The 24,206-nt window shown below is 70.8% G+C and carries 25 protein-coding genes; 14 read left to right on the forward strand and 11 right to left on the reverse strand.

Annotation, left to right across the window (positions count from 1 at the left end; all coding sequences use genetic code 11):
- Positions 1-35: 35 nt before the first annotated feature.
- Together tal and tkt are read right to left on the reverse strand one after the other, a co-directional pair.
- Positions 36-1,175, reverse strand: a complete 1,140-nt coding sequence (gene tal, locus AC07AL_RS18105) for a transaldolase (RefSeq protein ID WP_063349514.1) — start codon at positions 1,173-1,175, stop codon at positions 36-38.
- 89 nt (positions 1,176-1,264) lie between these two features.
- The gene (gene tkt, locus AC07AL_RS18110) at positions 1,265-3,364 is read right to left on the reverse strand and encodes a transketolase (protein WP_478317790.1); all 2,100 of its coding nucleotides are present in this window, start codon (positions 3,362-3,364) and stop codon (positions 1,265-1,267) included.
- A 463-nt stretch (positions 3,365-3,827) separates the two neighbouring features.
- On the opposite strand from tkt, the gene AC07AL_RS18115 reads away from it, so the two are divergent.
- Entirely contained in the window at positions 3,828-4,775 is a 948-nt protein-coding gene (locus AC07AL_RS18115) for a heme o synthase (RefSeq protein ID WP_363580445.1), read from the forward strand.
- Positions 4,776-4,829: 54 nt separating this feature from the next.
- Here AC07AL_RS18115 and AC07AL_RS18120 read toward each other — a convergent pair whose 3' ends face one another.
- Complete coding sequence (locus AC07AL_RS18120; RefSeq protein ID WP_400807447.1) at positions 4,830-5,471, reverse strand: DUF2461 domain-containing protein; 642 nt, start codon at positions 5,469-5,471, stop codon at positions 4,830-4,832.
- Positions 5,472-5,543: 72 nt separating this feature from the next.
- Between AC07AL_RS18120 and AC07AL_RS18125 the strand changes: the two genes are divergently transcribed.
- Positions 5,544-5,882 carry a hypothetical protein gene (locus AC07AL_RS18125; protein ID WP_350880471.1) on the forward strand — a complete coding sequence of 113 codons (339 nt, stop codon included), beginning with the start codon at positions 5,544-5,546 and terminating at the stop codon, positions 5,880-5,882.
- A 66-nt stretch (positions 5,883-5,948) separates the two neighbouring features.
- Here AC07AL_RS18125 and AC07AL_RS18130 read toward each other — a convergent pair whose 3' ends face one another.
- On the reverse strand, positions 5,949-6,071 hold the full coding sequence (locus tag AC07AL_RS18130) for a hypothetical protein (protein ID WP_400332509.1): 123 nt from the start codon (positions 6,069-6,071) through the stop codon (positions 5,949-5,951).
- 259 nt (positions 6,072-6,330) lie between these two features.
- On the opposite strand from AC07AL_RS18130, the gene AC07AL_RS18135 reads away from it, so the two are divergent.
- The gene (locus AC07AL_RS18135) at positions 6,331-6,888 is read left to right on the forward strand and encodes a GNAT family N-acetyltransferase (RefSeq protein WP_478317791.1); all 558 of its coding nucleotides are present in this window, start codon (positions 6,331-6,333) and stop codon (positions 6,886-6,888) included.
- 14 nt (positions 6,889-6,902) lie between these two features.
- Positions 6,903-7,307, forward strand: a complete 405-nt coding sequence (locus AC07AL_RS18140; protein ID WP_363627998.1) for an NUDIX hydrolase — start codon at positions 6,903-6,905, stop codon at positions 7,305-7,307.
- A 44-nt stretch (positions 7,308-7,351) separates the two neighbouring features.
- Here the strand turns inward: AC07AL_RS18140 and AC07AL_RS18145 are convergent, their stop codons facing one another.
- Entirely contained in the window at positions 7,352-8,272 is a 921-nt protein-coding gene (locus AC07AL_RS18145; RefSeq protein WP_478317794.1) for a COX15/CtaA family protein, read from the reverse strand.
- A 267-nt stretch (positions 8,273-8,539) separates the two neighbouring features.
- On the opposite strand from AC07AL_RS18145, the gene AC07AL_RS18150 reads away from it, so the two are divergent.
- Together AC07AL_RS18150 and AC07AL_RS18155 are read left to right on the forward strand one after the other, a co-directional pair.
- Positions 8,540-9,883, forward strand: coding sequence for a choice-of-anchor A family protein (locus AC07AL_RS18150; protein WP_400986519.1), 1,344 nt, complete (start codon positions 8,540-8,542; stop codon positions 9,881-9,883).
- A 301-nt stretch (positions 9,884-10,184) separates the two neighbouring features.
- Entirely contained in the window at positions 10,185-10,889 is a 705-nt protein-coding gene (locus AC07AL_RS18155; protein WP_363580455.1) for an LAETG motif-containing sortase-dependent surface protein, read from the forward strand.
- 122 nt (positions 10,890-11,011) lie between these two features.
- On the opposite strand, the gene AC07AL_RS18160 is transcribed toward AC07AL_RS18155, so the two are convergent.
- Both AC07AL_RS18160 and AC07AL_RS18165 read right to left on the reverse strand, forming a co-directional pair.
- Positions 11,012-11,731 carry an ABC transporter permease gene (locus AC07AL_RS18160; protein WP_363580676.1) on the reverse strand — a complete coding sequence of 240 codons (720 nt, stop codon included), beginning with the start codon at positions 11,729-11,731 and terminating at the stop codon, positions 11,012-11,014.
- Positions 11,732-11,781: 50 nt separating this feature from the next.
- Positions 11,782-12,708, reverse strand: coding sequence for an ABC transporter ATP-binding protein (locus AC07AL_RS18165; protein WP_363580457.1), 927 nt, complete (start codon positions 12,706-12,708; stop codon positions 11,782-11,784).
- A 164-nt stretch (positions 12,709-12,872) separates the two neighbouring features.
- Between AC07AL_RS18165 and AC07AL_RS18170 the strand changes: the two genes are divergently transcribed.
- The 8 genes from AC07AL_RS18170 to AC07AL_RS18205 all read left to right on the forward strand — a co-directional run bounded on the left by AC07AL_RS18170 (position 12,873) and on the right by AC07AL_RS18205 (position 19,657).
- Positions 12,873-13,715: a helix-turn-helix transcriptional regulator gene (locus AC07AL_RS18170; RefSeq protein ID WP_350880459.1), complete on the forward strand. Its 843-nt coding sequence runs from the start codon at positions 12,873-12,875 to the stop codon at positions 13,713-13,715.
- Between the two features lie 9 nt (positions 13,716-13,724).
- Positions 13,725-15,140: a Fe-S cluster assembly protein SufB gene (gene sufB, locus AC07AL_RS18175; RefSeq protein ID WP_063349524.1), complete on the forward strand. Its 1,416-nt coding sequence runs from the start codon at positions 13,725-13,727 to the stop codon at positions 15,138-15,140.
- A gap of 64 nt (positions 15,141-15,204) precedes the next feature.
- Complete coding sequence (gene sufD / locus AC07AL_RS18180; protein WP_363627949.1) at positions 15,205-16,437, forward strand: Fe-S cluster assembly protein SufD; 1,233 nt, start codon at positions 15,205-15,207, stop codon at positions 16,435-16,437.
- Between the two features lie 5 nt (positions 16,438-16,442).
- Positions 16,443-16,760 (forward strand): bifunctional 3-phenylpropionate/cinnamic acid dioxygenase ferredoxin subunit, encoded by a 318-nt coding sequence (locus tag AC07AL_RS18185; protein WP_063349526.1) that lies wholly within the window; start codon positions 16,443-16,445, stop codon positions 16,758-16,760.
- 6 nt (positions 16,761-16,766) lie between these two features.
- Entirely contained in the window at positions 16,767-17,531 is a 765-nt protein-coding gene (gene sufC, locus AC07AL_RS18190; protein ID WP_030290237.1) for a Fe-S cluster assembly ATPase SufC, read from the forward strand.
- Positions 17,528-18,787, forward strand: a complete 1,260-nt coding sequence (locus AC07AL_RS18195) for a cysteine desulfurase (protein ID WP_350880453.1) — start codon at positions 17,528-17,530, stop codon at positions 18,785-18,787. Before sufC ends, AC07AL_RS18195 begins: the two co-directional genes overlap by 4 nt.
- Positions 18,788-18,803: 16 nt before the next feature.
- Positions 18,804-19,256 carry a Fe-S cluster assembly sulfur transfer protein SufU gene (sufU, locus tag AC07AL_RS18200; protein WP_063349529.1) on the forward strand — a complete coding sequence of 151 codons (453 nt, stop codon included), beginning with the start codon at positions 18,804-18,806 and terminating at the stop codon, positions 19,254-19,256.
- A gap of 20 nt (positions 19,257-19,276) precedes the next feature.
- Positions 19,277-19,657, forward strand: coding sequence for a metal-sulfur cluster assembly factor (locus tag AC07AL_RS18205; RefSeq protein ID WP_350880450.1), 381 nt, complete (start codon positions 19,277-19,279; stop codon positions 19,655-19,657).
- Between the two features lie 82 nt (positions 19,658-19,739).
- Here the strand turns inward: AC07AL_RS18205 and AC07AL_RS18210 are convergent, their stop codons facing one another.
- Genes AC07AL_RS18210 through AC07AL_RS18225 form a run of 4 tightly spaced genes read right to left on the reverse strand, consistent with a single transcriptional unit; the run spans position 19,740 to position 24,068 of the window.
- Positions 19,740-20,213 (reverse strand): NUDIX hydrolase, encoded by a 474-nt coding sequence (locus AC07AL_RS18210; RefSeq protein ID WP_478317793.1) that lies wholly within the window; start codon positions 20,211-20,213, stop codon positions 19,740-19,742.
- Between the two features lie 33 nt (positions 20,214-20,246).
- Complete coding sequence (locus AC07AL_RS18215; protein WP_363627948.1) at positions 20,247-21,041, reverse strand: SDR family NAD(P)-dependent oxidoreductase; 795 nt, start codon at positions 21,039-21,041, stop codon at positions 20,247-20,249.
- Positions 21,019-22,149: a hypothetical protein gene (locus AC07AL_RS18220; RefSeq protein WP_363627947.1), complete on the reverse strand. Its 1,131-nt coding sequence runs from the start codon at positions 22,147-22,149 to the stop codon at positions 21,019-21,021. The genes AC07AL_RS18215 and AC07AL_RS18220 overlap by 23 nt, the downstream gene beginning before the upstream one ends.
- Complete coding sequence (locus AC07AL_RS18225) at positions 22,146-24,068, reverse strand: nucleotidyltransferase domain-containing protein (protein ID WP_363627946.1); 1,923 nt, start codon at positions 24,066-24,068, stop codon at positions 22,146-22,148. The genes AC07AL_RS18220 and AC07AL_RS18225 overlap by 4 nt, the downstream gene beginning before the upstream one ends.
- Positions 24,069-24,206: the final 138 nt, after the last annotated feature.

A 24,206-nucleotide genomic window follows, 5' to 3' on the forward strand; every position in this document is an offset into this window, starting at 1 on the left:
CTCCGCTTTCGTGCGCTGGCTGTGTGAGCGAACGGTCACTTCTCGCCGGCGAAGGAGGCGAGCGAGGCGGTGACGGTGTCGAGCAGCTCGTTCCAGGACTGCTCGAACTTCTCCACGCCCTCGTCCTCCAGCACCTGGACCACGTCGTCGTAGTCCACGCCGGCGGCGGCGATGGCGTCCATCACGGCCTTGGCGTCGGCGTAGTTGGGGACGATGGTGCCGCCGGTGACCACGCCGTGGTCGGCGGTGGCCTCCAGGGTGGCCTCGGGCATGGTGTTGACCGTGCCGGGGGCGACCAGCTCGGTGACGTACAGGGTGTCCGGCAGAGCCGGGTCCTTGACACCGGTGGAGGCCCACAGCGGGCGCTGCGGCTTGGCGCCGGCGGCCTCCAGCGAGCGCCAGCGGGCGCTGCCGGCGGACTTGCCGTCGACCGAGCCGAAGACCTCCTCGTACGCCTGGTAGGCGAGGCGGGCGTTGGCCAGGGCGGCCTTGGAGCGAAGGTCCCGGGCGTCGCCGCCGATCTTCTCCAGGCGCTTGTCGATCTCGGTGTCCACGCGGGAGACGAAGAAGGAGGCGACCGACTCGATCTGGGAGAGGTCCAGGCCCTTGGCCTTGGCGGCCTCCAGGCCGGTCAGGTAGGCGTCGATGACGGCCTTGTAGCGCTCCAGCGAGAAGATCAGCGTGACGTTGACGCTGATGCCCCGGCCGATCACCTCGGCGATCGCGGGCAGGCCGGCCTTGGTGGCGGGGATCTTGATGAAGACGTTCGGGCGGTCGACCAGCCACCACAGCTGCTTGGCCTCGGCCACGGTGGCCGCGGTCTCGTGCGCCAGGCGCGGGTCGACCTCGATGGAGACCCGGCCGTCGCGGCCGTTGGAGGCGTCGTAGACCGGGCGCAGCACGTCGGCCGCGTCGCGCACGTCCGAGGTGGTGATCATGCGGACGGCCTCGTCGGTGGTGACCTTGCGGACGGCGAGGTCGCGCAGCTGGCCGTCGTAGGAGTCGTCGCCGCCGCCGATGGCCTTCTGGAAGATGGTCGGGTTGGTGGTAACGCCCACCACGTGCTTGTTCTGCACCAGCTCGGCGAGGTTGCCGGTGTTCAGCCGCTTGCGGCTGAGGTCGTCCAGCCAGATCGCCACGCCTTCGTCGCTGAGGCGCTTCAGTGCGTCAGTCATGGTGCTTCAGTCCTTTTTTGTTCTGCTTCGTGGGGTAGTCAGAGGGGGCCGTGCGCCCGCGTGCGGGCGGGCGCACGGCCCAGGGGGCGTCAGCGGTTGACGGCCTCAAGGGAACGGAGGGCGTTGTGGGCCTCGGCCACCACGCGCTCGGCGGTCAGGCCGAACTCCTCGAAGAGCACCTTGTAGTCGGCGGAGGCGCCGAAGTGCTCCAGCGAGACGATCCGGCCGTGGTCGCCGACCAGCTCGCGCCAGCCCTGGCCGATGCCGGCCTCGACCGACACCCGGGCCTTGACCGACGGCGGCAGCACGCTGTCACGGTAGGCCTGGTCCTGCTCCTGGAACCACTCGAAGGACGGCACCGAGACCACCCGGGTGGCGATGCCCTCGGCCTCCAGCACCTCGCGGGCCTTGACGGCCAGCTGGACCTCGGAGCCGGTGCCCAGCAGGATCACCTGCGGGTCGCCGCTGGAGGCCTCGGCCAGGATGTAGCCGCCCTTCGCGGTGCCCTCGGCGGAGCCGAAGACCTCGCGGTCGAAGGTCGGGACGTTCTGGCGGGTGAGCGCCAGGCCGACCGGGCCGGGGTGGGTGGTCTGGCGCTCGATGACGGTGCGCCAGGCGACGGCCGTCTCGTTGGCGTCGGCCGGGCGGACCATGGCCAGGCCCGGGATGGCGCGCAGCGAGGCCATGTGCTCGACCGGCTGGTGGGTCGGGCCGTCCTCGCCGAGGCCGATCGAGTCGTGCGTCCAGACGTAGGTGACCGGCAGCTTCATCAGCGCGGCCAGGCGAACGGCCGGGCGCATGTAGTCGGCGAAGACCAGGAAGGTGCCGCCGTACACGCGGGTCTTGCCGTGCAGGGCGATGCCGTTCATGGCCGAGCCCATGGCGTGCTCGCGGATGCCGAAGTGGATCGTCCGGCCGTACGGGCTGGCGCTCTTCAGCGGGTTGCCCTCGGGGAGGAACGAGCTGTCCTCGTCGATGGTGGTGAGGTTGGACTCGGCGAGGTCGGCCGAGCCGCCCCACAGCTCCGGGATGACCGCGCCGATCGCCTTGAGGGTCTCGCCGGAGGCCTTGCGGGTGGCGACGTCCTTGCCGGCGGGGAAGACCGGGACGGTCTTCTTCCAGCCCTCGGGAAGCTCGCCGGCCTGGATGCGGTCGAACTCGGCGGCGCGCTGCGGGTCGGCGGCGCGCCAGGCCTCCAGGGACTGCTCCCACTCGGCGTGGGCGGCCTTGCCGCGCTTGATGACCTCGCGGGCGTGCTCGATCACCTTGTCGGAGACCTCGAAGGTCTTCTCCGGGTCGAAGCCCAGGACCTTCTTGGTGGCGGCGATCTCGGCGGCGCCGAGCGCGGAGCCGTGCGCCTTGGCGGTGTTCTGGGCGTCCGGGGCCGGCCAGGCGATGATCGTGCGCATCGCGATGATCGACGGACGGGTGGTCTCGGCCTTGGCCGCGGCCAGCGCGTCGGCCAGGACGGCCACGTCGATGTCGCCGTTGGCCTTCGGGGCGACCCGCTGGACGTGCCAGCCGTACGCCTCGTAGCGCTTGAGGACGTCCTCGGAGAAGGCGGTCTCGGTGTCGCCCTCGATCGAGATGTGGTTGTCGTCGTACAGGGCGACCAGGTTGCCCAGCTTCTGGTGACCGGCCAGCGAGGAGGCCTCGGCGGAGATGCCCTCCTCCAGGTCGCCGTCGGAGACGATGGCCCAGATGGTGTGGTCGAAGGGGGACTCGCCGGCGGCGGCGTCCGGGTCGAACAGGCCGCGCTCGTAGCGGGCGGCCATCGCCATGCCCACCGCGTTGGCGATGCCCTGGCCGAGCGGGCCGGTGGTGGTCTCCACGCCCGCGGTGTGGCCGTGCTCCGGGTGGCCCGGGGTGCGGCTGCCCGCGACGCGGAAGGCCTTGAGGTCGTCCAGCTCCAGGCCGTAGCCCGACAGGTACAGCTGGGTGTAGAGGGTCAGGCTCGTGTGCCCGGGGGACAGCACGAACCGGTCGCGGCCGACCCAGGAGGGGTCGGTCGGGTCGTGGCGCAGGAAACGCTGGAAGATCAGGTACGCCGCGGGGGCCAGCGACATGGCCGTCCCGGGGTGTCCGTTGCCGACCTTCTGGACGGCGTCCATGGCCAGGACCCGCGCTGTGTCAACCGTGCGCTCATCCAGTTCGGACCACTCGAATGCGTTCGTCGGCGTCGTGCTCACCCTGTCTCAGGGCTCCTTCCGTTGTGAAGAGTGACCCCGTGAAAGGGGACCGGGTCGGCCACGGCGCTGTGGTCTCGACGCTGGGTGGTGCCGGTCACGGAGGGTAGATCCCGCTTCTGCGTGCGAGCCTACCGTCCGGCCCGGGGCTCACCCTCCGTGCTGGGACAACCAGGAAATCCGGATGGTGATTCCCACCAGGGCGGTCTGCCTGATTTTGTCCCAGGCTCTCCTGTTTTACGGCACCCTGCCGCTCCGGTGGTCAGGACGGGTTGCGGCGGCGCGCCGGAACGGCTCCGTGGCTTCACCCGGTCGGTTCACCCGGGGGTGTGCCATCGGCCTCGCCGGGGGACCCCGGAGCCGGATGGGATATATGGAGCGTCTAAGGTGGCGTGGTACGCGCAGAGCGGACGATTTGGGACCCTTCGTTCCTGTGGACGCCTGCGAGGATTCATCTTCAGTTGGGGTGTTAGTGACCGCCGTCGAAACCCGTCCCGCCGGGGTCACCGGGGCGACTCCTGCGCACCGGCCCATCGGGGCCCGTGTCGGCGCCTTCGTCGCACTGACCAAGCCACGGATCATCGAACTGCTGCTGATGAGCACGGTGCCGGTGATGTTCCTCGCCCAGCAGGGCGTCCCGAACATGCTGCTGGTGCTGAAGGTCGTGGTCGGCGGCTACCTCTCGGCGGGCGGCGCCAACGCCCTCAACATGTACATCGACCGCGACATCGACGCGGTGATGTCCCGCACCGAGCGCCGGCCGATCGTCACCGGGATGGTGTCGCCGCGCGAGGCGCTGGTGTTCGGCATCGCCCTCGCGATCGTCTCGACCCTGCTGCTGGGCTTCGGCGTCAACTGGCTCTCCTCCGGACTGGCGCTCGGCGCGCTGCTGTTCTACGTGTTCGTCTACACGCTGGGGCTCAAGCGGCGCACCTCGCAGAACATCGTCTGGGGCGGCATCGCCGGCTGCATGCCGGTGCTGATCGGCTGGTCCTCCGTCACCAACTCGCTGTCCTGGGCGGCGGTCGCGCTGTTCCTGGTGGTGTTCTTCTGGACGCCGCCGCACACCTGGGTGCTCTCGATGAAGGTGCGCGAGGACTACGAGCGGGCCGGCGTGCCGATGCTGCCGGTGGTCAAGGGCAACGTCGCGGTCGGCAAGCAGGTCGTCGCCTACTCCTGGGTGATGGTGGCGACCTCGCTGGCGGTGTGGCCGCTGGGGCACATGAGCTGGCTGTACCCCGTCGCGGCGGTGCTGCTCGGCGGGTTCTGGCTGCGCGAGGCGCACGCGCTGTACGGCCGGGCCAAGGCCGGCGTGGTGGGCGCGAAGCTGAAGGAGATGCGGCTGTTCCACTGGTCGATCACCTACCTGTCGCTGCTGTTCGTGGTGTGCGCGATCGACCCGTTCGTGAAGTAGGGCCCGTCCGACGTCGAAGAGCCCCGGTCCGGTGGACCGGGGCTCTTCGCGTTCTCACCGGGCCGGCAGCTCGGACGGGCCGACGTGGTCGTCCAGCCAGTCCCGGAGCGGCTGGGAGGCGCGCAGGAAGGTGGTGATCCGGGTGTGGGCGCCGCGGGTGCCGAGCCACTTCGCGGGCGCCCACTCCTGCCAGGCGACCAGGCCCTTGTGGCGCAGCAGCTCGATCCTCGGGTGGTCCTTGGGGAAGCCGCGCGGAGCGGTCTTGAGGGAGTCCCGGCCGTGCACCTGGGGGCCGTCCTGCTCCACCGCGGCGATCACCCGCTCCAGTTCGGCGCCGCTGACGTCCTCGGCGACGGCGGCGCGGTAGCGGTCCAGTTGGTCGGGGGCGAGCTGGTACATCCCGTTGCCGCAGGCCAGGCCGTCGGCGGAGAGCTGGACGTAGCCGCCGGTCTCCAGGTGGGCGCCGATGTGCGTCTTGTACGGAGACTTGTCGGCGCTGAACCGGACGTCGCGGTTGGGACGGAAGATCTTCCCAAGCCCGAACTCCGGCTCCAGCTCGGCGAGCAGCAGCTCCATCGGGGTCCGTACGTCGTTGTCGTACTGCTCCTTGTGGGCCTGCCAGAAGGTCTTGGAATTGTCGGCTTCGAGGTGCTCGTAGAAGTCGAGCGCCGCGGCCGGCCAGCCGGAGAAGGTCACGCCTCCAGTATGTGGCCCGGTGCACAGGGCGCTCCCGTCGCCAGCTCGACTACCGGTGGGTAGCATGCGGGCATGAGCAGCGCAGAGACCGCCACCGCCACCGCGCCGGACGCCCGTACCGAGCGCCGCGCCAAGCGCATCGCCAAGCACCTCAGCAGCTTCGCCCGCCAGCACGGGGGCGGCGCCGACGCGGTCGTCGAGTACGTCGGCGCCGTGGCCACCCGGATCGTCGTGGTGGGCGCGGACGGCGCCTGGGGCGACCAGGTGGCCCCGAGCTACGCCGTCGGTCGCCGGGCCGCCGAACTGGCCGGGCTGACCCTGCACGACGACTTCGAGGGCGAGCTGGCCCTCAAGGTGAAGACCGGCCCGTACGAGTGGAAGCGCATGGCCGGCATCCAGCTCGGCGGCTGATCACTTCGGCGCCCACGGCGACGGCCCGGCTCCCTCAGGCGGGGGAGCCGGGCCGTTGCCGTGGGCTCAACGGGGCAGCTCCTCGCGGTCGAGCACCCGGACGAGTCGGGCCGGTTGGTCCAGCCAGCCGGTGCCGGTGCCGATCTCCAGGACGTTCATTCCGGGTCGGACGTCGAGGTCGCGGAGCATGCGGACGACGATCGAGGGGCGGAGGCGGAGGAGGAGCGCCAAACGTCGGCTGGGTCGGGCGGATCGGCCGATGCCTGGCCGTCATTGACCTGGGTGACGACGGGGGCGTCGGTGTAGGCCGCCTCGAACCAGCGCTGGTGGTCGGTCGAGAGGCCGCAGGGCTCGTAGCCGCTGGTCGTCCTGTTGATACGGCGATGGCGCGAGACTGCGTCGAGGAACTTCGATCGCTCGGGGTTTCGGCCCGGAAACAGAGGACGGTGTGACGGTGGTGGTTCGGCTGTTGGACGGCGAGCAGGCGGTCGAGCTGGAGGGCCAGTTGAAGGAGGTGTTCTCGGAGGCGTTCGCGGAAGCCCCCTACGGCGAGGGGCCGACCGACGTGGAGCGGGCGTTTCGCCGGTTCCGCTCGCAGGCGCGTCGGCGGGGGTTCCAGGCGGCCATCGCCTTCGACGGCGACACCGTTGTGGGCATGGCGTACGGCTACCCGCTGTCGGCGGACACCGGATGGTGGGACACCCTGATCGATCCCGTGCCCGAGAACCCCAGGCATGAGGACGGAAAGCGCACGTTCGGTCTCTTCGAGTTGGCGGTTCGGCCCCGGTGGCGGCGCCAGGGCGTCGCCACTCGCATGCATCGCGTCCTCATCGAGGGCATCGACAACGCCCGGGTGATGCTGAACACCCGACCAGAGGCGGCTGCGGCCCGGGCGTCCTACCGAGTGTGGGGCTACCGGCGCGTCGGGTCGGCGATCCCGTGGGACGGCGCGGCTCGGCACGACGTGATGCTCCTCGATCTGATCCACCCGGTGGTGCGAGCGTGACGCCACTCCACTTGGTGTCCGTCGCGGGGGTGGTGGTGCGGGAGGACGGGCGGGTGCTGGCGATTCGGCGGGCTGACAACGGGGCTTGGGAGCCGCCGGGGGGCGTGCTGGAGCTGGGCGAGGGCATCGAAGACGGCGTGTGCCGGGAGGTCTACGAGGAGACCGGGATCCACGCCGGCGTGGAGCGGCTGACCGGTGTCTACAAGAACCTGCGTCGAGGGGTTGTCGCGCTGGTCTTCCGGTGTCGGCCTGAGGGCGGACAAGTACGGCTCTCGGATGAGTCGGTCGAGGTCGACTGGCTCACGGCGGACGAGGTCTCCGTGCGCATGGCGGAGGTCTATGCCGTGCGGGTGTTGGACGCGCTTCGGGGGGACACGTCGCCGAGTATCCGGAGCCACGACGGGCGGCGGCTGTTGTGACACGTCGAAGGCCCCCATCCGAGGATGGGGGCCTTCGACGAGGCTCAGACGGTGGCAGCCTGTGGGGTCTGGGCGGGCAGGGGCGCGGCGGGGGCCTCGACCTCGCGTACGCGCAGGGCGAGGGGGATGCGGAGGGCGGCGATCCAGGTGAGGGTGGCGCCGAGCATGTGGAGGCCGACCATCAGCTCGGGGGCGTCGGTGAAGTACTGGATGAAGCCCAGTACGCCCTGGAGGAGCAGGACCGCCAGCAGTTCCTTGGCGCGGGCCTTCGCCGCCGGCGGGGCCTTGACGGCGGCGAAGACGAAGAGCACCGCGATGGCCAGGCCGACCGACACGAACGCGAGGTCGGCGTGGAACTGGGCCAGCCTGTCGTAGTCGATCGGGATCCGGGGGACGATCTTGTTGTCCTTCGGCGTGCCCGGGTGGTGGCCGGCGCCGGTGACCAGGGTGCCGGCCGCGACCAGCAGGCCGACGACCAGGACCAGCACGTAGGAGAGCTGGTGGATCGGGCGGGCCACGGCGAGCTTGGGGACGCCGTCGCCCTCCTTCGACCGCTCCCACATCAGCAGCGCGACCCACACCAGCGCCATCGCGGCGATCATGTGCAGCGCGACGGTGTACGGGTTGAGGCCGGTCAGCACGGTGATGCCGCCGAGCACCGCGTTGCTCATCACCAGCCAGAACTGCGCCCAGCCGAGCCTGGTCATGCTGTGCCGCCAGGGGCGGTGGCAGCGGGCGGCCAGGATGGCCCAGCCGACGGCGGCGCTCAGCACGTAGGTGAGCATCCGGTTGGTGAACTCGACGACGCCGTGGAAGCCCATCTCGGCGGTCGGGGTCAGGCTGTCGGCGGTGCAGCGGGGCCACGTCGTACAGCCGAGGCCGGAGGCGGTGAGGCGGACGGCGCCGCCGGTGACGACGATCACCACGCTCATCACCAGCGCGGCGAACGCGGCGCGCCGGACCATCACGGCGGACGGCTGCCAGCGGTCGGCGAGCAGGGAGAAGGGATTAGGCACGGGGTCAATCGTAGGCGGCCTTACAGCCGATCTTGGGGCGGGGCGCGGGTGCCGCGTGGGCGTCGCCCGCACCGGGCCGGACGGGGCGCAAACCGGACTCTTCGGTCAAGGCGGTCATTGGTCTTGACCAATCACCTGCGAGGCCGAAAGAGTGCGGATTGGTCCATACCTTTTTCGGACCTCTCCCACTCCTCCCGCACAAGCGGAGACCTGCACATGCGCATACCCACGTCCGCCGCCGCGCTCGCAGTCGGCGGCTCGCTCGCACTGGCCGGCCTGATCGCCCCCGCCGCCGCCCACGCCGCCGACCCCGGCCAGGAGTGCCGCAGCCTCGGGGTCGCCAACCTCTACGGCGAGTTCATCGAGGGCGACGACACCCACACCCCCGACGCCGAGGGCGCCGTCGCGGTGGGCGGCAACGCCGACTTCACCGGCGGCTTCTCGGTCGGCCAGGAGCTGACCCCCGCCGAGGTCGACGCCCTGCCCGGCAAGAACGCGCTGGTGGTCGCCGGCCGCATCACCGGCCGCAACACCCAGGTGATGAAGGGCAGCGGCGTCTACGGTTCCAAGGCCGACGGCGCCGTCGTCCAGGCCCACCAGGGCGCCATCGCCCAGGGCGCCTCCCCGATCGACTTCAAGGCCGAGTTCGCCAAGCTGCGCGCCGCCTCCACCGCGCTGGCCGCCGCGCCGCAGACCGCCGGCGCCACCGTCCAGGCCGACGGGGCCAAGCTCACGTTCACCGGCGGCGACGCGAAGTACAACAGCTTCACCGTCGACGCCGCGAAGCTCCAGGGCGCCAAGGACGTCTTCCTCAAGGTGCCGGCCGGGTCCGTCACCGTGGTCACCGTGACCGGCGGCTCGTACGACATGGCGGCCGCCGGGACCACGGGCTTCCACCTGTGGGACGAGGCCAAGGCGTCCTTCGTCCTGGACGACAAGCTGCAGAGCGCGGCCGGCGGGGCGATCCGCGCCAAGCTGCTGTGGAACTTCCCCACCGCGACCAAGGTGGTCAAGAGCAGCAAGGCCGCCTGGGCCGGCACCGTGCTGGCGCCGAACGCCGCCTTCGACCTCGGCAGCGGCGGCCCGGTCAACGGTTCGGTCATCGCGGCCTCGCTGACCGGCAAGGGCGGGGCGGAGACGCACCACTACCCGTTCGCCGGCTGCCTGCCCGGCGTCGTCGTCCCGACGCCGTCCACCACGCCCACCGTGCCGCCGGTGGTGCCGAGCGGGACGCCGTCGGCCTCCACCACGCCCGGGACTCCCGGCACCTCGGCCACGCCCGGGACCTCGGCGAGCCCCTCGGACACGCCCTCCGCCCCGGTGAGCGGCAAGCCGAGCGCGGGTGCCTCGGCCAGCCCGTCGGCCACCGCCTCGGCGGGTGTGCCGGCCGCCTCGGCCTCGGCCTCGGCGAGCCCGTCCGCCCAGGCGAACGCGGGCGGCAACCTCGCGCACACCGGCTCCGGGCCCGTCGTGCCGCTGGCGATCGGCGGCGCGGTGGTGCTCGCGGCCGGTGGCGCGATCGTGGTCGTCACCCGGCGTCGGGCGGCGAAGAAGGCCTGATCATTTCGCCGGTCGACCGGTGTTGCGCCCTTGGTGATTGAACCTGATCACCGAGGGCGCACGTATTTCAGTCAGGTGACGAAGTTCATTCAAGTTTGCCGAATCCGCGTTCCGCGAGGTGGCAGCTGTGATGGGCTGGTCATACACATCAGACGACGGACCAACAGACGAAATTCGGTCGTACGGCGGGGTGTGGAGAGGTGCGGGAGTGCCGGTAGAGTCCCCCGGACAGTCGTAGCGGGCCACCGCGAAACCTTCAACACGCCTGCTGCGCAAGACCGTTCTGAGGGGAACAGCGTAAATGGCGCGACAGCAGCGGCACATGCGGATCGGCGCGGCGGCACTCGCCGGGACGGCGGCGGCCGGAATTCTCCTGCCTCTGGCGCTGGCAACCAACGCCTCGGCGCACGTGCCGAGTTGGTCGGTGACCTGCGACAAGATCGTGATCGATCTGATCAACTACAGCCCGAAGCCCGACGTGAAGAACACCGTCAGCCTCACCATCGACGGCGAGAAGGTCCTGGACGCCAAGGCCTTCCCCGCGGAGTTCCACGGCACCTTCCCGGTGAAGGACCACACGGCCCCCGTCAAGGCGAACCTCGTGGTGAACACGACGGAGACGCCCAACGAAAAGGGCTGGAACATCAACGAGACCAAGACGATCGAGCCGTGCCACACGCCGACTCCGACGCCGACTCCCACCCCCACGCCCACCAAGACCTCGACCCCGACTCCCACCCCGACCCCGTCGCAGACCACGACTCCGACGCCGACTCCCACGCCCACCAAGACCCCGACCCCGTCGGCCTCGCCCACCGCGAGCAAGACCGCGACCGCGACGCCGACCCCGACCCCGGTCCCGACGCCCACCACCAGTGGCCCGGCGCTCGCCCAGACCGGTAGCAACGACGCCACCCCGATGATCGCGGCGGCCGGCGGCGGCGTGCTGCTGGTCGGTGGCGCGCTCGTCCTGCTGGCCCGCAAGCGTCGCGGCAGCCAGAGCTGACGTTCCGTCGGTGACGTGAGACCGCCCCCCGGCCGAAGCGGCCGGGGGGCGGTTCCCGTGCGGTGCGGCCTCACGTGCGGTGCGGCCTCATGTACGTAGCGGTTCACGTGCGGGGCCGGGGGCTACTCCCAGCGGAAGAAGCGGGCCGCGGCGGCCAGGCCGAGGACGGCCCAGCCGGCCAGGATGCCGAGGTCGGACCAGGGCACCCCGGCGCCGTGCTGGAGGACCGACCGCAGGCCGTCCGAGAGCGCGGAGATCGGCAGCAGTTCCAGCACCGACTGCACGGCCGAGGGGAACCTGCTCAGCGGCACGATCACCCCGCCGGCCAGCAGCAGCAGGATGAACACCAGGTTGGCGGCGGCCAGCGTGGCCTCCGCCTTGAGCGTGCCGGCCATCAGCAGGCCCAGGCCGGAGAAGGCCGCGGTGCCGAGCACCAGCAGCGCGACGACCGACAGGGGGTTGCCGTGCGGGGACCAGCCGAGCGCCAGCGCGATCGCCGACAGCAGCGCGACCTGCAGCGCCTCGGTGACCAGGACGCAGCCGGTCTTGGCGGTCAGCAGTGCCCAGCGCGGGAGCGGGCTGGCGCCGAGCCGCTTCAGCACGCCGTAGCGGCGCTCGAAGCCGGTGGCGATGGCCTGCCCGGTGAAGGCGGTGGACATCACGGCCAGCGCGAGCAGGCCGGGGGCCAGGAAGTCGACCCGCTTGCCGGGCCCGTCCACCGCGACGATGTCCACGGCCGAGAACAGCACCAGCAGCACGGTCGGGATGACCACGGTGAGCAGCAGCTGTTCGCCGTTGCGCAGCAGCATCCTGGTCTCGAAGGCGGTCTGGGCGAGCAGCATCCGGCCGACCGGGGCCGCGCCGGGCTTGGGGGAGTAGTCGGTGGTCGTACTCACGAGCGCAGGTCCCGTCCGGTCAGGTCGAGGAAGACGTCTTCGAGGCTGCGGCGCTGGACGGACAGCCGTTCGGGCAGGACGCCGGAGGCCGCGCACCAGCCGGTGACGGTGGCCACCAGCTGCGGGTCGACGGGCGCCTCGACGCGGTAGCCGCCGGGGGTGGTCTCGGTGGCGGTGGCGCCCTCGGGCAGTTCCTTGAGCAGCGGGCCGAGGTCGAGCCCGGGCGGGCCGTCGAAGCGCAGGGCGTTCTCGGCGCCGCCGCGGCACAGCTCCTCGGGGCTTCCGGTGGCGATCACCCGGCCGCGGTCGATGACGGCGACCTGGTCGGCGAGCTGTTCGGCCTCGTCCATGTGGTGGGTGGTGACGACCACGGTGACGCCGTCCCGGCGCAGGTCGCGGACCAGTTCCCAGGTGGCGCGCCGGGCCTGCGGGTCGAGTCCGGCGGTGGGCTCGTCCAGGAAGACCAGCTCGGGGCGGCCGACGACGGCCATGGCCAGGGCGAGCCGCTGCTGCTGGCCGCCGGACAGGCGCCGGTAGGCGGTGCGGCCGCAGGAGCCGAGGCCGAGCCGTTCGACCAGCGCGTCGACGTCCAGCGGGTGGGCGTGCAGTGCGGCGGTGTGACGCAGCATCTCGACGGCGCGCGCGCCCGCGTACACGCCGCCCGACTGCAGCATGACGCCGATCCGGGGGCGCAGCGCGGCGTTCTGGGCGACCGGGTCGAGGCCGAGGACGCGGACGGTGCCGGCGTCGGGGCGGCGGTAGCCCTCGCAGGTCTCGATGGTGGTGGTCTTGCCGGCGCCGTTGGGGCCGAGGACGGCGGTGATCGCGCCGCGTGCGATGGTGAGGTCGAGGCCGTCCACCGCGGGCTTGTCGCCGTAGTGCTTGACCAGCCCGGCGATCTTCACCGCGGGTTCGGAGTGCATACCGGCGAGTGTAAGAGGCCCCGACGCCGGGCCCGGACGGCGCCCTCGATGATCGTTTTTGCAGGTCAGGTAAGGCTTACCTGCGTGACAGATGACACGAGTGAGGCCTGCATCACGGCTTGTCCTGTCGGAAGTAATTACGCAACACTGGTGTTGTGAAAAACATGCGCGAGCACGCCACGCCCCAGGAGGCCGAGTCGGCCCCCGGGTGCGACGTGCCCGTGACGGCGGCCGAGGTGCTGCTGGAGGGCCACCGGGCCACCCGGGACCGGGTCGCCCGGTCGATCCTCGACCACGGCCCCTCCTCCGCCGCCGACCTGGCGACCCGGCTCGGCCTCACCGCCGCCGCCGTCCGCCGCCACCTGGACGGACTAGCCGCCGCCGGCCTGGTCGAGTCCCGCGAGCAGCGGGTCTACGGCAGCCGTGGCCGGGGCCGCCCGGCCAAGGTCTTCGCCCTCACCGACGGCGGCCGGGACGCCTTCTACCAGGCGTACGACCAGCTCGCCGCCGACGCGCTGCGCTGGATCTCCGACTCGGTCGGCGGCGGCAAGGCGGGCGAGGAGGCGGTCGCCGCCTTCGCCCGGGCCCGGTTCGGCAAGCAGGGCGAGAGGTACCTGGAGCTCCTGCGGCTGGCCGAGGCGGGGGAGCGCACCGAGGCGCTCGCCCAGGCGCTGAGCGCGGACGGGTACGCTGCCACGGTGCGGCGGGTCCCGCCGGCCGTGGCGAAGGCCCCGGCAGGCGCCCAGCTCTGCCAGCACCACTGCCCGGTCGCGCACATCGCCGAGCAGTTCCCGCAGCTCTGCGAGGCGGAGACCGAGGTCTTCTCCCAGCTGCTGGGCACCCATGTGCAACGGCTGGCCACCATCGCCCACGGCGACGGGGTCTGCACCACCTATGTGCCGGCACCCGGTGCCGCATCGTCGCCTGCCCGGCGTTCCGCGGGCCGCGGCTCCGATGCAGTGCCGACTGCCGGTACGTCCACCGAAGATTCAGCGTCCGCGCGTTAGGAAGCTCGCATGACTGACACCGTTTCGCACCCCGAGCTCGAGGGCCTGGGCACCTACGAGTACGGCTGGGCCGACCCGGACACCGCCGGTGCCGCGGCCAAGCGCGGGCTCAGCGAGGAGGTCGTCCGCGACATCTCCGCGAAGAAGAACGAGTCCGAGTGGATGCTGAACCTGCGTCTCAAGGGCCTGAAGCTGTTCGGCAAGAAGCCCATGCCGACCTGGGGCTCCGACCTCTCCGGCATCGACTTCGACAACATCAAGTACTTCGTCCGCTCCACCGAGAAGCAGGCCGAGTCCTGGGAGGACCTGCCCGCGGACATCAAGGCCACCTACGACCGGCTGGGCATCCCGGAGGCCGAGAAGCAGCGCCTGGTCGCCGGTGTCGCCGCCCAGTACGAGTCCGAGGTCGTCTACCACCAGATCCGCGAGGACCTGGAGGAGCAGGGCGTCCTCTTCCTGGACACCGACACCGCGCTGCGCGAGCACCCGGAGATCTTCAAGGAGTACTTCGGCACCGTCATCCCGGCCGGCGACAACAAGTTCGCCGCGCTGAACACGGCGGTGTGGTCCGGCGGCTCGTTCATCTACGTGCCCAAGGGCGTCCACGTCGACATCCCGCTCCAGGCCTACTTCCGGATCAACACCGAGAACATGGGCCAGTTCGAGCGGACGCTGATCATCGTCGACGAGGACGCGTACGTCCACTACGTCGAGGGCTGCACCGCGCCGATCTACTCCTCCGACTCGCTGCACTCCGCGGTCGTGGAGATCATCGTCAAGAAGGGCGGCCGCTGCCGCTACACGACCATCCAGAACTGGTCGAACAACGTCTACAACCTGGTCACCAAGCGCGCCGTGGCGTACGAGGGCGCGACCATGGAGTGGGTCGACGGCAACATCGGCTCCAAGGTCACCATGAAGTACCCGGCCGTCTACCTGATGGGTGAGCACGCCAAGGGCGAGACCCTGTCGATCGCCTTCGCGGGCGAGGGCCAGCACCAGGACGCCGGCGCCAAGATGGTGCACATGGCGCCGAACACCTCCTCCAACATCGTCTCGAAGTCGGTGGCGCGCGGCGGCGGCCGGACCTCCTACCGCGGTCTGATCGAGATCGGCGAGGGCTCCAAGGGCGCCAAGTCCAACGTGCTGTGCGACGCGCTGCTGGTGGACACCATCTCCCGCTCGGACACCTACCCGTACGTGGACGTCCGCGAGGACGACGTGTCCATGGGCCACGAGGCGACGGTCTCCAAGGTCAGCGAGGACCAGCTGTTCTACCTGATGAGCCGGGGCATGACGGAGTTCGAGGCGATGGCGATGATCGTCCGCGGCTTCGTCGAGCCGATCGCGCGCGAGCTGCCGATGGAGTACGCGCTGGAGCTCAACCGGCTGATCGAGCTGCAGATGGAGGGTGCGGTCGGCTGACGTCCAGCCGCTGACCGCCCACCGACTTTTCGAGCTTTTCGAGGAAGAGAGCACTACGACAGCCATGGCTGACGTCAACACCACCACCGGCTCCACCACCGCCGGGTCGATCGAGGTCGGCACCGCCGGCGCCGGCGCCCAGCTCGCCGGCCCCGGCACCGGCCGCGCCACCGTCCAGCAGCCGATCGACGCCCGGGTCGCCGTCAAGCCCTCGTTCGAGGTCGGCGACTTCCCGGTGCCCACCGGCCGCGAGGAGGACTGGCGGTTCACCCCGATGCACCGCCTGGGCGGCCTGCACGACGGCACCGCCGCCGAGGCGGCCAAGGGCGAGGACAAGGTCGAGCTGAGCCTGCCGGACGGCGTCACCGCCGAGACCGTCGGCCGCGACGACGCCCGTCTGGGCAAGGCCGGCAAGCCCGTCGACCGGGTCGCCGCGCAGGCGTTCAGCGCCTTCGAGCAGGCGCTCGTGGTCACCGTCCCCCAGGACGCGGTGCTCACCGGGCCGGTCAAGATCGACGTGCACGGCGAGGGCGGCACCCGCTTCGCCCACGTGGTGGTCGACGTCAAGCCGTTCGCCGAGGCCGTCGTGGTGATCAACCACACCGGTACCGGCACCCGGGCCGCCAACGTCGAGCTGCTCGTCGGCGACGGTGCCAAGCTCACCTTCGTCTCCGTCCAGGACTGGGACCGCAACGCCGTCCACGTCGCCCAGCAGACCGCGCTGGTCGGCCGGGACGCCTCGCTGAAGTCCGTGGTCGTCACCTTCGGCGGCGACGTCGTCCGGATCCACCCGCGGGTCAACTACGCCGCGCCCGGCGGCGAGGCCGAGCTGTTCGGCCTCTACTTCGCCGACGCCGGCCAGCACCTGGAGCACCGTCTGGTCATCGACCACGACACCCCGCACTGCCGCTCCAACGTGGTCTACAAGGGCGCGCTGCAGGGCCAGGACGCCCACGTCGTCTGGGTCGGCGACGTGCTGATCCGCGCCGCCGCCGAGGGCACCGACACCTACGAGCTCAACCGCAACCTGGTGCTCACCGACGGCGCCCGGGTCGACTCGATCCCCAACCTGGAGATCGAGACCGGCGAGATCGTCGGCGCCGGCCACGCCTCCGCGACCGGCCGCTTCGACGACGAGCAGCTGTTCTACCTGCGGTCCCGCGGCATCCCGGCCGACGAGGCCCGCCGCCTGGTGGTCCGCGGCTTCTTCGCCGAACTCGTCCAGCAGATCGGCGTCGCCGAGATCCAGGACCAGCTGATGGAGAAGATCGAGGCCGAGCTGGAAGCGGCGGTCTGATCCAGATGACCTTCCTCCGTGCCTGCGCGCTGAGCGACCTCCAGGAGGACGTGCCCAAGCGCGTGGACCTCAACGGCGTGCCGGTCTCCGTCGTCCGCACCGACGAGGGGGTGTTCGCGATCAACGACACCTGCTCGCACGCGAACGTCTCGCTCTCCGAGGGCGAGGTCGAGGACTGCATGATCGAGTGCTGGCTGCACGGCTCCAGCTTCGACCTGCGCACCGGCAAGCCCTCCGGCCTGCCCGCCACCAAGCCGGTCGCTGTCTACCCCGTAAAGATCGAAGGGGACGATGTGCTCGTCTCCGTCAACCAGGAGTCCTGAGTACCCATGGCAACGCTTGAAATCCGCGACCTGCACGTCTCCGTCGAGGCCGAGAACGGCCCGCGCGAGATCCTCAAGGGCGTCGACCTGACCGTGAAGCAGGGCGAGACCCACGCGATCATGGGTCCGAACGGCTCCGGCAAGTCCACCCTGGCCTACTCGCTCGCCGGCCACCCCAAGTACACCGTCACCGGCGGCTCGGTGCTGCTGGACGGCGAGGACGTCCTGGAGATGTCCGTCGACGAGCGCGCCAAGGCCGGCGTCTTCCTGGCCATGCAGTACCCGGTCGAGGTCCCGGGCGTCTCGGTGAGCAACTTCCTGCGCACCGCCGCCACCGCCGTCCGCGGCGAGGCCCCCAAGCTGCGTCTGTGGGTGAAGGAGGTCAAGGAGGCGATGGCCGCCCTCCAGATGGACCCGGCCTTCGCCGAGCGCAACGTCAACGAGGGCTTCTCCGGCGGCGAGAAGAAGCGCCACGAGATCCTCCAGCTGGAGCTCCTCAAGCCGAAGATCGCGATCCTCGACGAGACCGACTCCGGCCTGGACGTCGACGCGCTGCGGATCGTCTCCGAGGGCATCAACCGGGTCCGCTCGACCGGCGAGGTCGGCACCCTGCTGGTGACCCACTACACCCGCATCCTGCGGTACATCAAGCCCGACTACGTCCACGTCTTCGCGGGCGGCCGCATCGTCGAGTCCGGCGGTGCCGAGCTGGCCGACAAGCTGGAGAACGAGGGCTACGAGGCGTATGTGAAGGGGGGCGCGTCCGAGTGACGCATCCGTTCACGGGTCTGCTCGACACCGACGCGATCCGCAAGGACTTTCCGATCCTGCAGCGTGTGCTGCACGAGGAGAAGCCGCTCGTCTACCTGGACAACGCGGCCACCTCGCAGAAGCCGCGCCAGGTGCTGGAAGCCCTGACCGCCTACTACGAGCGGCACAACGCCAACGTCCACCGCGGCGTGCACGTGCTCGCCGAAGAGGCCACGGCGCTCTATGAGGGCGCGCGGGACAAGGTCGCGGCCTTCGTCAACGCGCCCAGCCGCAACGAGGTGATCTTCACCAAGAACGCCTCCGAGTCGCTCAACCTCGTTGCCAACATGCTCGGTTGGGCCGACGAGCCGTACCGGGTGGACGCCGACTCCGAGATCGTCATCACGGAGATGGAGCACCACTCCAACATCGTTCCGTGGCAGCTGCTGTCGCAGCGCACCGGCGCGAAGCTGAAGTGGTTCGGGCTCACCGACGAGGGCCGGCTCGACCTGTCCGACATCGACGAGCTGATCACCGAGAAGACCAAGGTGGTCTCCTTCACCCTGGTCTCCAACCTGCTCGGCACCGTCAACCCGGTCGAGACGATCGTCCGCAAGGCCCAGTCGGTCGGCGCGCTGGTCGTCATCGACGCCTCGCAGGCCGCCCCGCACATGGTGCTGGACGTCCAGGCGCTGGAAGCCGACTTCGTCGCCTTCACCGGTCACAAGATGCTCGCCCCGACCGGCATCGGCGTGCTCTGGGGCCGCCAGGAGCTGCTGGAGGACCTCCCGCCGTTCCTCGGCGGCGGCGAGATGATCGAGACCGTCACCATGGGCTCGTCCACCTACGCCCCGGCGCCGCACAAGTTCGAGGCCGGCACCCCGCCGATCGCCCAGGCGGTCGGGCTCGGCGCGGCCATCGACTACCTGTCGGACATCGGCATGGAGAAGATCGCCGCGCACGAGCACGCGATCACCGCGTACGCGGTCGAGCGCCTGCTGGAGGTCCCGGATCTGCGGATCATCGGCCCGCGCACGGCCGTCGACCGCGGCGCCGCGATCTCCTTCACCCTCGGCGACATCCACCCGCACGACGTGGGCCAGGTGCTGGACGAGCAGGGCATCGCCGTGCGCGTCGGCCACCACTGCGCGCGGCCGGTCTGCCTGCGGTACGGAATTCCGGCGACCACGCGGGCGTCGTTCTACCTGTACTCGACGCCGGGCGAGGTCGACGCGCTGATCGACGGCCTGCACCACGTCCGGAACTTCTTCGGCTGACGGGACAGGGCAGGACATGAAGCTCGACTCGATGTACCAGGACATCATCCTGGACCACTACCGCAACCCCCACGGCAAGGGGCTGCGGGACGGCGACGCCGAGGTGCACCACGTCAACCCGACCTGCGGTGACGAGATCACCCTGCGGGTGCGGCTCGACGGCTCGACGGTCGCCGACGTCTCGTACGAGTCCCAGGGCTGCTCGATCAGCCAGGCCAGCGCCTCGGTGCTGAACGACCTGGTCGTGGGCAAGACCGTCGGCGAGGCGCAGACCGTCCAGGAGGCCTTCCTGGAGCTGATGCAGAGCAAGGGCCAGGGCGAGGGCGACGAGGAGGTGCTGGAGGACGCGGTCGCGTTCGCCGGCGTCTCCAAGTACCCCGCCCGGGTCAAGTGCGCCCTGCTCAGCTGGATGGCCTGGAAGGACGCCACCGCCCAGGCGCTCGCCCAGCACCCCGCCGTGAACGACTGACCCGCAGAGGAGGACAGACCATGAGTGACGAAACCCCCTCCGCTGCGGAGGACCAGCCGAACGGCGTCGTCATCGTCGGCACCACCGCCGGCACCGTGTCCGTGGAGGACCTGACCGAGGCCCTGATGGACGTCGTCGACCCCGAACTGGGCATCGACGTCGTCAACCTGGGCCTGATCTACGGCATCCACATCGACGAGTCCGACGTGGCCACCATCGACATGACGCTCACCTCGGCGGCCTGCCCGCTGACCGACGTCATCGAGGACCAGGCCAAGACCGCCACCGATGGCCTGGTCCAGGACCTGCGCATCAACTGGGTCTGGATGCCGCCGTGGGGCCCCGACAAGATCACCGACGACGGCCGCGACCAGCTCCGCGCCCTCGGCTTCAACGTCTGACGGACGGCTTTTCTGTCAACCCGCTGCCGCGCAAACCTCTCCTTCGGGGGAAAGGTTTGTGCGGCAGTGGTGTGTCCGTGCCTCAGTGGGCGCTGGCCTCGCTGCGACGGGAGCCGGGGAAGGGTGTTCCGGTTGCGAGGAGTGCCCCGCGCTCGACGGCTCCGCGTAGGACGGTGGCGATCTCCTGGGGCAGGAGGCTGATCGCGTCGAGCGCCTCGGTGGTGAGGGGGAGCTCCTCCAGGAGGTACTCGCCTCGGCCTTCCTGGCTGAACTCGGGACCGCTGCGGTCCTCGAAGCTCCACTTGTCGATGGTGGCGAGGTAGAAGTCCTGGCGCTCGTCGTCCGTCTCGATGGTGTGGAGGAGGCTGACGATCTCGGCTTCGCCGGCGATCTCCTCGTGGACCTCACGTCGGAGGGCGTCCTCGGGGCCGGCGTCGGTCGGCTCGATCTTGCCGCCGACGATCACCCAGTACGGGTCGATGCCTGGGCGGATGCGCTTGATCAGCAGCATGGTGTCGTTCGGGGTGAGGAGGACGGCGCGGACGCGGTGCTGCATGGTGGCCTGCTTCCTGTTCGGTGGGACGGCGGGTCAGTGAAGGATCCAGCCGCCGTCGACGTGCAACGACTGGCCGGTGATGAAGGACGCGCTGGGTCCGGCGAGGAAGGCGACCGCGGCGGCGACGTCCTCGGGGCGGCCCCGGCGCTGGACGCACTGGCGGTGGATCTGGTCCTCGGGGCGGGCACGGTGGTGGGTGGGCAGGCCGTTCTCCGCCTCGACCTGGATGGCCCCGGGTAGGACAGTGTTCACGCAGATTCCGTCCGGTCCAAGCTCCCTGGCCAGTGACCTGGTGAGGCCGAGCAGCCCGGCCTTGGCGGTGCTGTAGGCGGTGAGCCCTGGGCGGCCGGTGCGGGCGTTGACACTGCCGATGTTGACGATGCGCCCCCATCGGCGCTCAGCCATGCCGGGGGTGATGGCCCGGCAGGTCCGGTAGTGGATGGTCAGGTTGGACTCGATGGCGCGGGCCCACTCGTCTTCGCCGAGCTGGTCCCATGGGATGCGGGGGTAGGCGCCGGCGTTGTTGACGAGGATGTCGATCGGGCCGAGTTCGGACTCGACCTGGCTGGCGAGCGCGGCGACGGCGTTGGGGTCGGTGAGGTCGGCGCTGACCTCGATGCCGGTGCGGCCCTCGCGTCGCACGTCGCCGAGGACGGTACGGGCCTGGCGGATCTGGGCGAGGTGGTTGACGGCGACGGTGGCTCCGGCGGCGGCCAGGGCCCGGCTGGTCATGGCGCCGATCCCGGTGGCCCCGCCGGTCACGAGGGCGACCCTGCCTTGGAGCGGGAGGACGGCGATGGGCAGTTCAAGCGGCGTGAGTGCGGTCATCGTCGGTCCAATCATCGGGGCCGGTGGCCGGTGAGGGCTGGGTGTGGGCGAAGGTCTCGCCGACGGTCTCGGGGTGCTGGGTCTCGGCGAGCTTGGCCAGCAGCAGGAGCAGGTCGTGGCCGGTGAGACGGGCGGGCGGGATCACGCCGAGGATCCGCAGGGCGAGGAAGTGGCGGATCTGGGCGAGGAACCGATCCGGATTGAGGTCGGCGGCCGGGGCGAGGTCGGCTCGTACACGCTCCAGCAGACGGGTGATCGCCGCGTGGCGCCCGGCGCCGACCGGCCAGGTGTAGCGGACTTCCAGACGGCGGTGGCGCTCGTCGTGGTCGATGTGTTCGAGGTGCGGGGTGGCGACCGGTGGCAGGTGCAGCGGCAGGGTGCGGGCGTACACGTCGGGCTGGTAGGTCGGCACCAGCCAACCGCCCATGCCGAGCAGGTACCAGAGGAGGGTCGCGATCTCACCGGCGAGCGTGTTCCGTCCGGCGTACTCGAAGTCGAGCCAGCACAGCGGGTCGGCGATGTTCGGTTCGGTCGGGTCGCCCTGGGTGAGGGCGGTGACCCAGGTACGGCCGGGATGGAGCGCTTCACGGATCTCCCAGACGATGGCGGGCAGATCGAGCCGCAGCGGGACGCCGTTGACGACGAAGATGTGGCCCGTGAGGGTGTGCACCGGCGGCGGCTGGTCGGTACGCGGGGCGGGGACGGCGAGGTGACCGGACAGGTACCAGGAGTCGATCCGACCTCCGGGGCGAATACGGTCCTGGTAGAGGCCGGGCACGCAGGCTGACAGCGGCTCGGTCCGGCCGCTGTCAACCACTGTTGCAAGCAGGTTGTCGCAGACGGCATCGATCAGCGCGGTGACCCGGGGCAGGGTGCTCGGGTGGCGGTCGGCGGTCGAGATGACGTCGCCGAGCAGCATGCTGCACCGGCCGGTGGCGAACACGTCCTCGTAGGCCACGACGTGCTTGCCGGCTGTTTGGCCGCGGCCCAGCAGCCGTGGCACTGGCAGTGCGTGGGCGATGGCCTGCCAGCCCTGGACCTCGGCGTCCGCAGCGGCCGGGGCGAGGAGCTTGCGGAAGGCCGGCGTTGAAGTGGCAGGGGCGTTCATGCGCGGCTCGTGGGCAGGGCGATGGTCGACAGCCAGTGGCCCAGGACGATGTTGGCCAAGTAGATCGCTTTGTCACGGTGTTCGCGTGCCTCGCGACGCAGGCCGGGGTCAGCGCCGGGCTCGCGGTCGAGGAAGACGCCCAGCGCGTCGTCGTCGGAGGCCCGCTCGGTGCCCTCGAAGCGGAGCATCACCTTGGCCAGCAGCGCGGTGATCTTGAACAGGGCGCGGAGGTCGGGGGCACCCTTGACGAGCTGGCGCCGGATCTCGATGGCCGCCTGAACGCCTGCCTCGACGCTGGCCGCCACGTCGCTGGCCGCGTCCGGGGCGGGCAGGGCCAAACCAGGGCGGCACCACAGCGGCACGAGGCCGCCTGAGCCGATCAGCGCGAGGACGTGCAGCAGTCGGGAGGTGACCGCCCCGGTGCGGCACTCGTCCTGGGTCAGGACGGTTAGGCCGAGCTTGACGCCGCCGAGTTCGGCTTCGAGTTCGGCAAGAGCCCGCCGGATCCCGGGGATGCTCTCCTGCCCGGCGACCACGAAGACGTCCAGATCGGACCAGCCGTGCTGGTACTTCCCGCGTGCTCCGCTGCCGGTGACCGCGAGGAGGTCGATGACGGGCGGCTGCTGAAAGGTTGTGCGGTCCAGCAGCGCGGACAGGTAGGACTCCAGATGGACGGGCAGGCCCAGCGTGTTGACCGGCGCGCTGGACGGCTGCCGCAGCGGCCAGCGGTGGGCCAGCGCGATGCCGTCGAGGCGGCGCTCCAAGTGCAGGCGGCCGCGGTTGTTGTCGACGACCTCGTGCGCGAGCGCGGCGATCCCGGCAGCCCCGCGACGGGCTTTGACGGCGTCGCGCTCGACCACGTCCTCGGGCCCGGCGGTGCCGCGTTCTGCACGGACCTCCGGCGTCGCGTCGACGTACACGACGGTCAGCTGCTCGCCGAGCATCTTTCGAAGTTCGGTGGTCGCATCCTGGTCGTGCAGCGACTCGATGGTGACGTGGCCGAGGAAGTGGTGGGCCGCGCAGTACCGGTCGAGACCGTCGATCAGCAGCTCAGCCCGCACCACGGCCGGGATCTCGTACGGGTAGGCGATACCGGCGGGCTGGGCGGTGGCTTCGATCAGGTAGCCGATCTTGAGGCGGGCGTATCCGTGCCTCACCCGCAGGTACTCGCCCGCCGTGCTCTTGCCGCTCTCCGACATGCCGCCGAGCGCGATCACCCGGACCCCTGGCAGGGCGCGAGCCGGCACGAGCGGGGTGATCGGGTGCAGAAGCCGACGAATCTCGTCTTGGACGGCCACGACCCGGCGCTCGCCGATCACGATGGCCTCGGCCCACCGCCCTTCGTCGGCCAGGCGGTGCACCTGCAGGTGGAGGTGCCGCTGGTAGTCCGCGTAGATCGGGGTGACGTGCCGCTCGTGGGAGAGGCTGCGGGAGGTGCCGATCACCGGGTCGTCGTCGTGGAGGAGCACGATGCCGTGTTCGGCGGCCTCAGCGGAGCGCAGGTCGGCGGTGTAGGGCTCCAGCAGCTTGCCGGCCCGTTCCGCAGCCTCGGCGGGGCTGAGCCGTTCACGCACTGCGACGGTCGCTGCCAGCGAGGCTTCCAGCATCGGGATGCCCCGGTCCATCAGGCGCACCGGTGCGGTGGTGGGCCTGCGGGAGCGCTCCAGGTAGGAGCTGGCGAGCACGTCGACCACCTCCTCCATCGGGCCGCGCTCGAACCACCAGGCCCCCATGCCCGTGGACTTGATGCGGTCCCAGCGCGGGTCGTGGTCGTCCAGCGGCCCGGTGGCGTGGCCGCCGGGGCCGAGGCGGCGGGCCAGGATGCCGATCTGCTTGGTCTTGCCGACGTTGTCGGGACCGCTGAACGCGATGGTGACGGGCCGGGAAGACGTGGGGTCGTGCTCAGGGGAGATGGACACGATTTCCTCCAGGGGCTGCACAACGACTGTGGGGCAGGGGGGCGGGGGGGGGGGGGGGGGGGGGGGGGGGGGGGGGGGGGGGGGGGGGGGGGGGGGGGGGGGGGGGGGGGGGGGGGGGGGGGGGGGGGGTGGGGGGGG

This window comes from Kitasatospora sp. NPDC043949, from assembly GCF_056435365.1.

Bases quoted from the DNA above. Each gene is read 5' to 3' on its own strand.
- tal (WP_063349514.1), bottom strand. From the start codon at position 1,175: ATGACTGACGCACTGAAGCGCCTCAGCGACGAAGGCGTGGCGATCTGG.
- AC07AL_RS18125 (WP_350880471.1), top strand. From the start codon at position 5,544: ATGAGCAGCGCAGAGACCGCCACCGCCACCGCGCCGGACGCCCGTACC.
- AC07AL_RS18130 (WP_400332509.1), bottom strand. From the start codon at position 6,071: ATGCTCCGCGACCTCGACGTCCGACCCGGAATGAACGTCCTGGAGATC.
- AC07AL_RS18145 (WP_478317794.1), bottom strand. From the start codon at position 8,272: ATGGTCCGGCGCGCCGCGTTCGCCGCGCTGGTGATGAGCGTGGTGATC.
- AC07AL_RS18150 (WP_400986519.1), top strand. From the start codon at position 8,540: ATGCGCATACCCACGTCCGCCGCCGCGCTCGCAGTCGGCGGCTCGCTC.
- AC07AL_RS18155 (WP_363580455.1), top strand. From the start codon at position 10,185: ATGGCGCGACAGCAGCGGCACATGCGGATCGGCGCGGCGGCACTCGCC.
- AC07AL_RS18160 (WP_363580676.1), bottom strand. From the start codon at position 11,731: ATGCTGCTCGCCCAGACCGCCTTCGAGACCAGGATGCTGCTGCGCAAC.
- AC07AL_RS18165 (WP_363580457.1), bottom strand. From the start codon at position 12,708: ATGCACTCCGAACCCGCGGTGAAGATCGCCGGGCTGGTCAAGCACTAC.
- AC07AL_RS18170 (WP_350880459.1), top strand. From the start codon at position 12,873: ATGCGCGAGCACGCCACGCCCCAGGAGGCCGAGTCGGCCCCCGGGTGC.
- sufB (WP_063349524.1), top strand. From the start codon at position 13,725: ATGACTGACACCGTTTCGCACCCCGAGCTCGAGGGCCTGGGCACCTAC.
- sufD (WP_363627949.1), top strand. From the start codon at position 15,205: ATGGCTGACGTCAACACCACCACCGGCTCCACCACCGCCGGGTCGATC.
- AC07AL_RS18185 (WP_063349526.1), top strand. From the start codon at position 16,443: ATGACCTTCCTCCGTGCCTGCGCGCTGAGCGACCTCCAGGAGGACGTG.
- sufC (WP_030290237.1), top strand. From the start codon at position 16,767: ATGGCAACGCTTGAAATCCGCGACCTGCACGTCTCCGTCGAGGCCGAG.
- sufU (WP_063349529.1), top strand. From the start codon at position 18,804: ATGAAGCTCGACTCGATGTACCAGGACATCATCCTGGACCACTACCGC.
- AC07AL_RS18205 (WP_350880450.1), top strand. From the start codon at position 19,277: ATGAGTGACGAAACCCCCTCCGCTGCGGAGGACCAGCCGAACGGCGTC.
- AC07AL_RS18210 (WP_478317793.1), bottom strand. From the start codon at position 20,213: ATGCAGCACCGCGTCCGCGCCGTCCTCCTCACCCCGAACGACACCATG.
- AC07AL_RS18215 (WP_363627948.1), bottom strand. From the start codon at position 21,041: ATGACCGCACTCACGCCGCTTGAACTGCCCATCGCCGTCCTCCCGCTC.
- AC07AL_RS18220 (WP_363627947.1), bottom strand. From the start codon at position 22,149: ATGAACGCCCCTGCCACTTCAACGCCGGCCTTCCGCAAGCTCCTCGCC.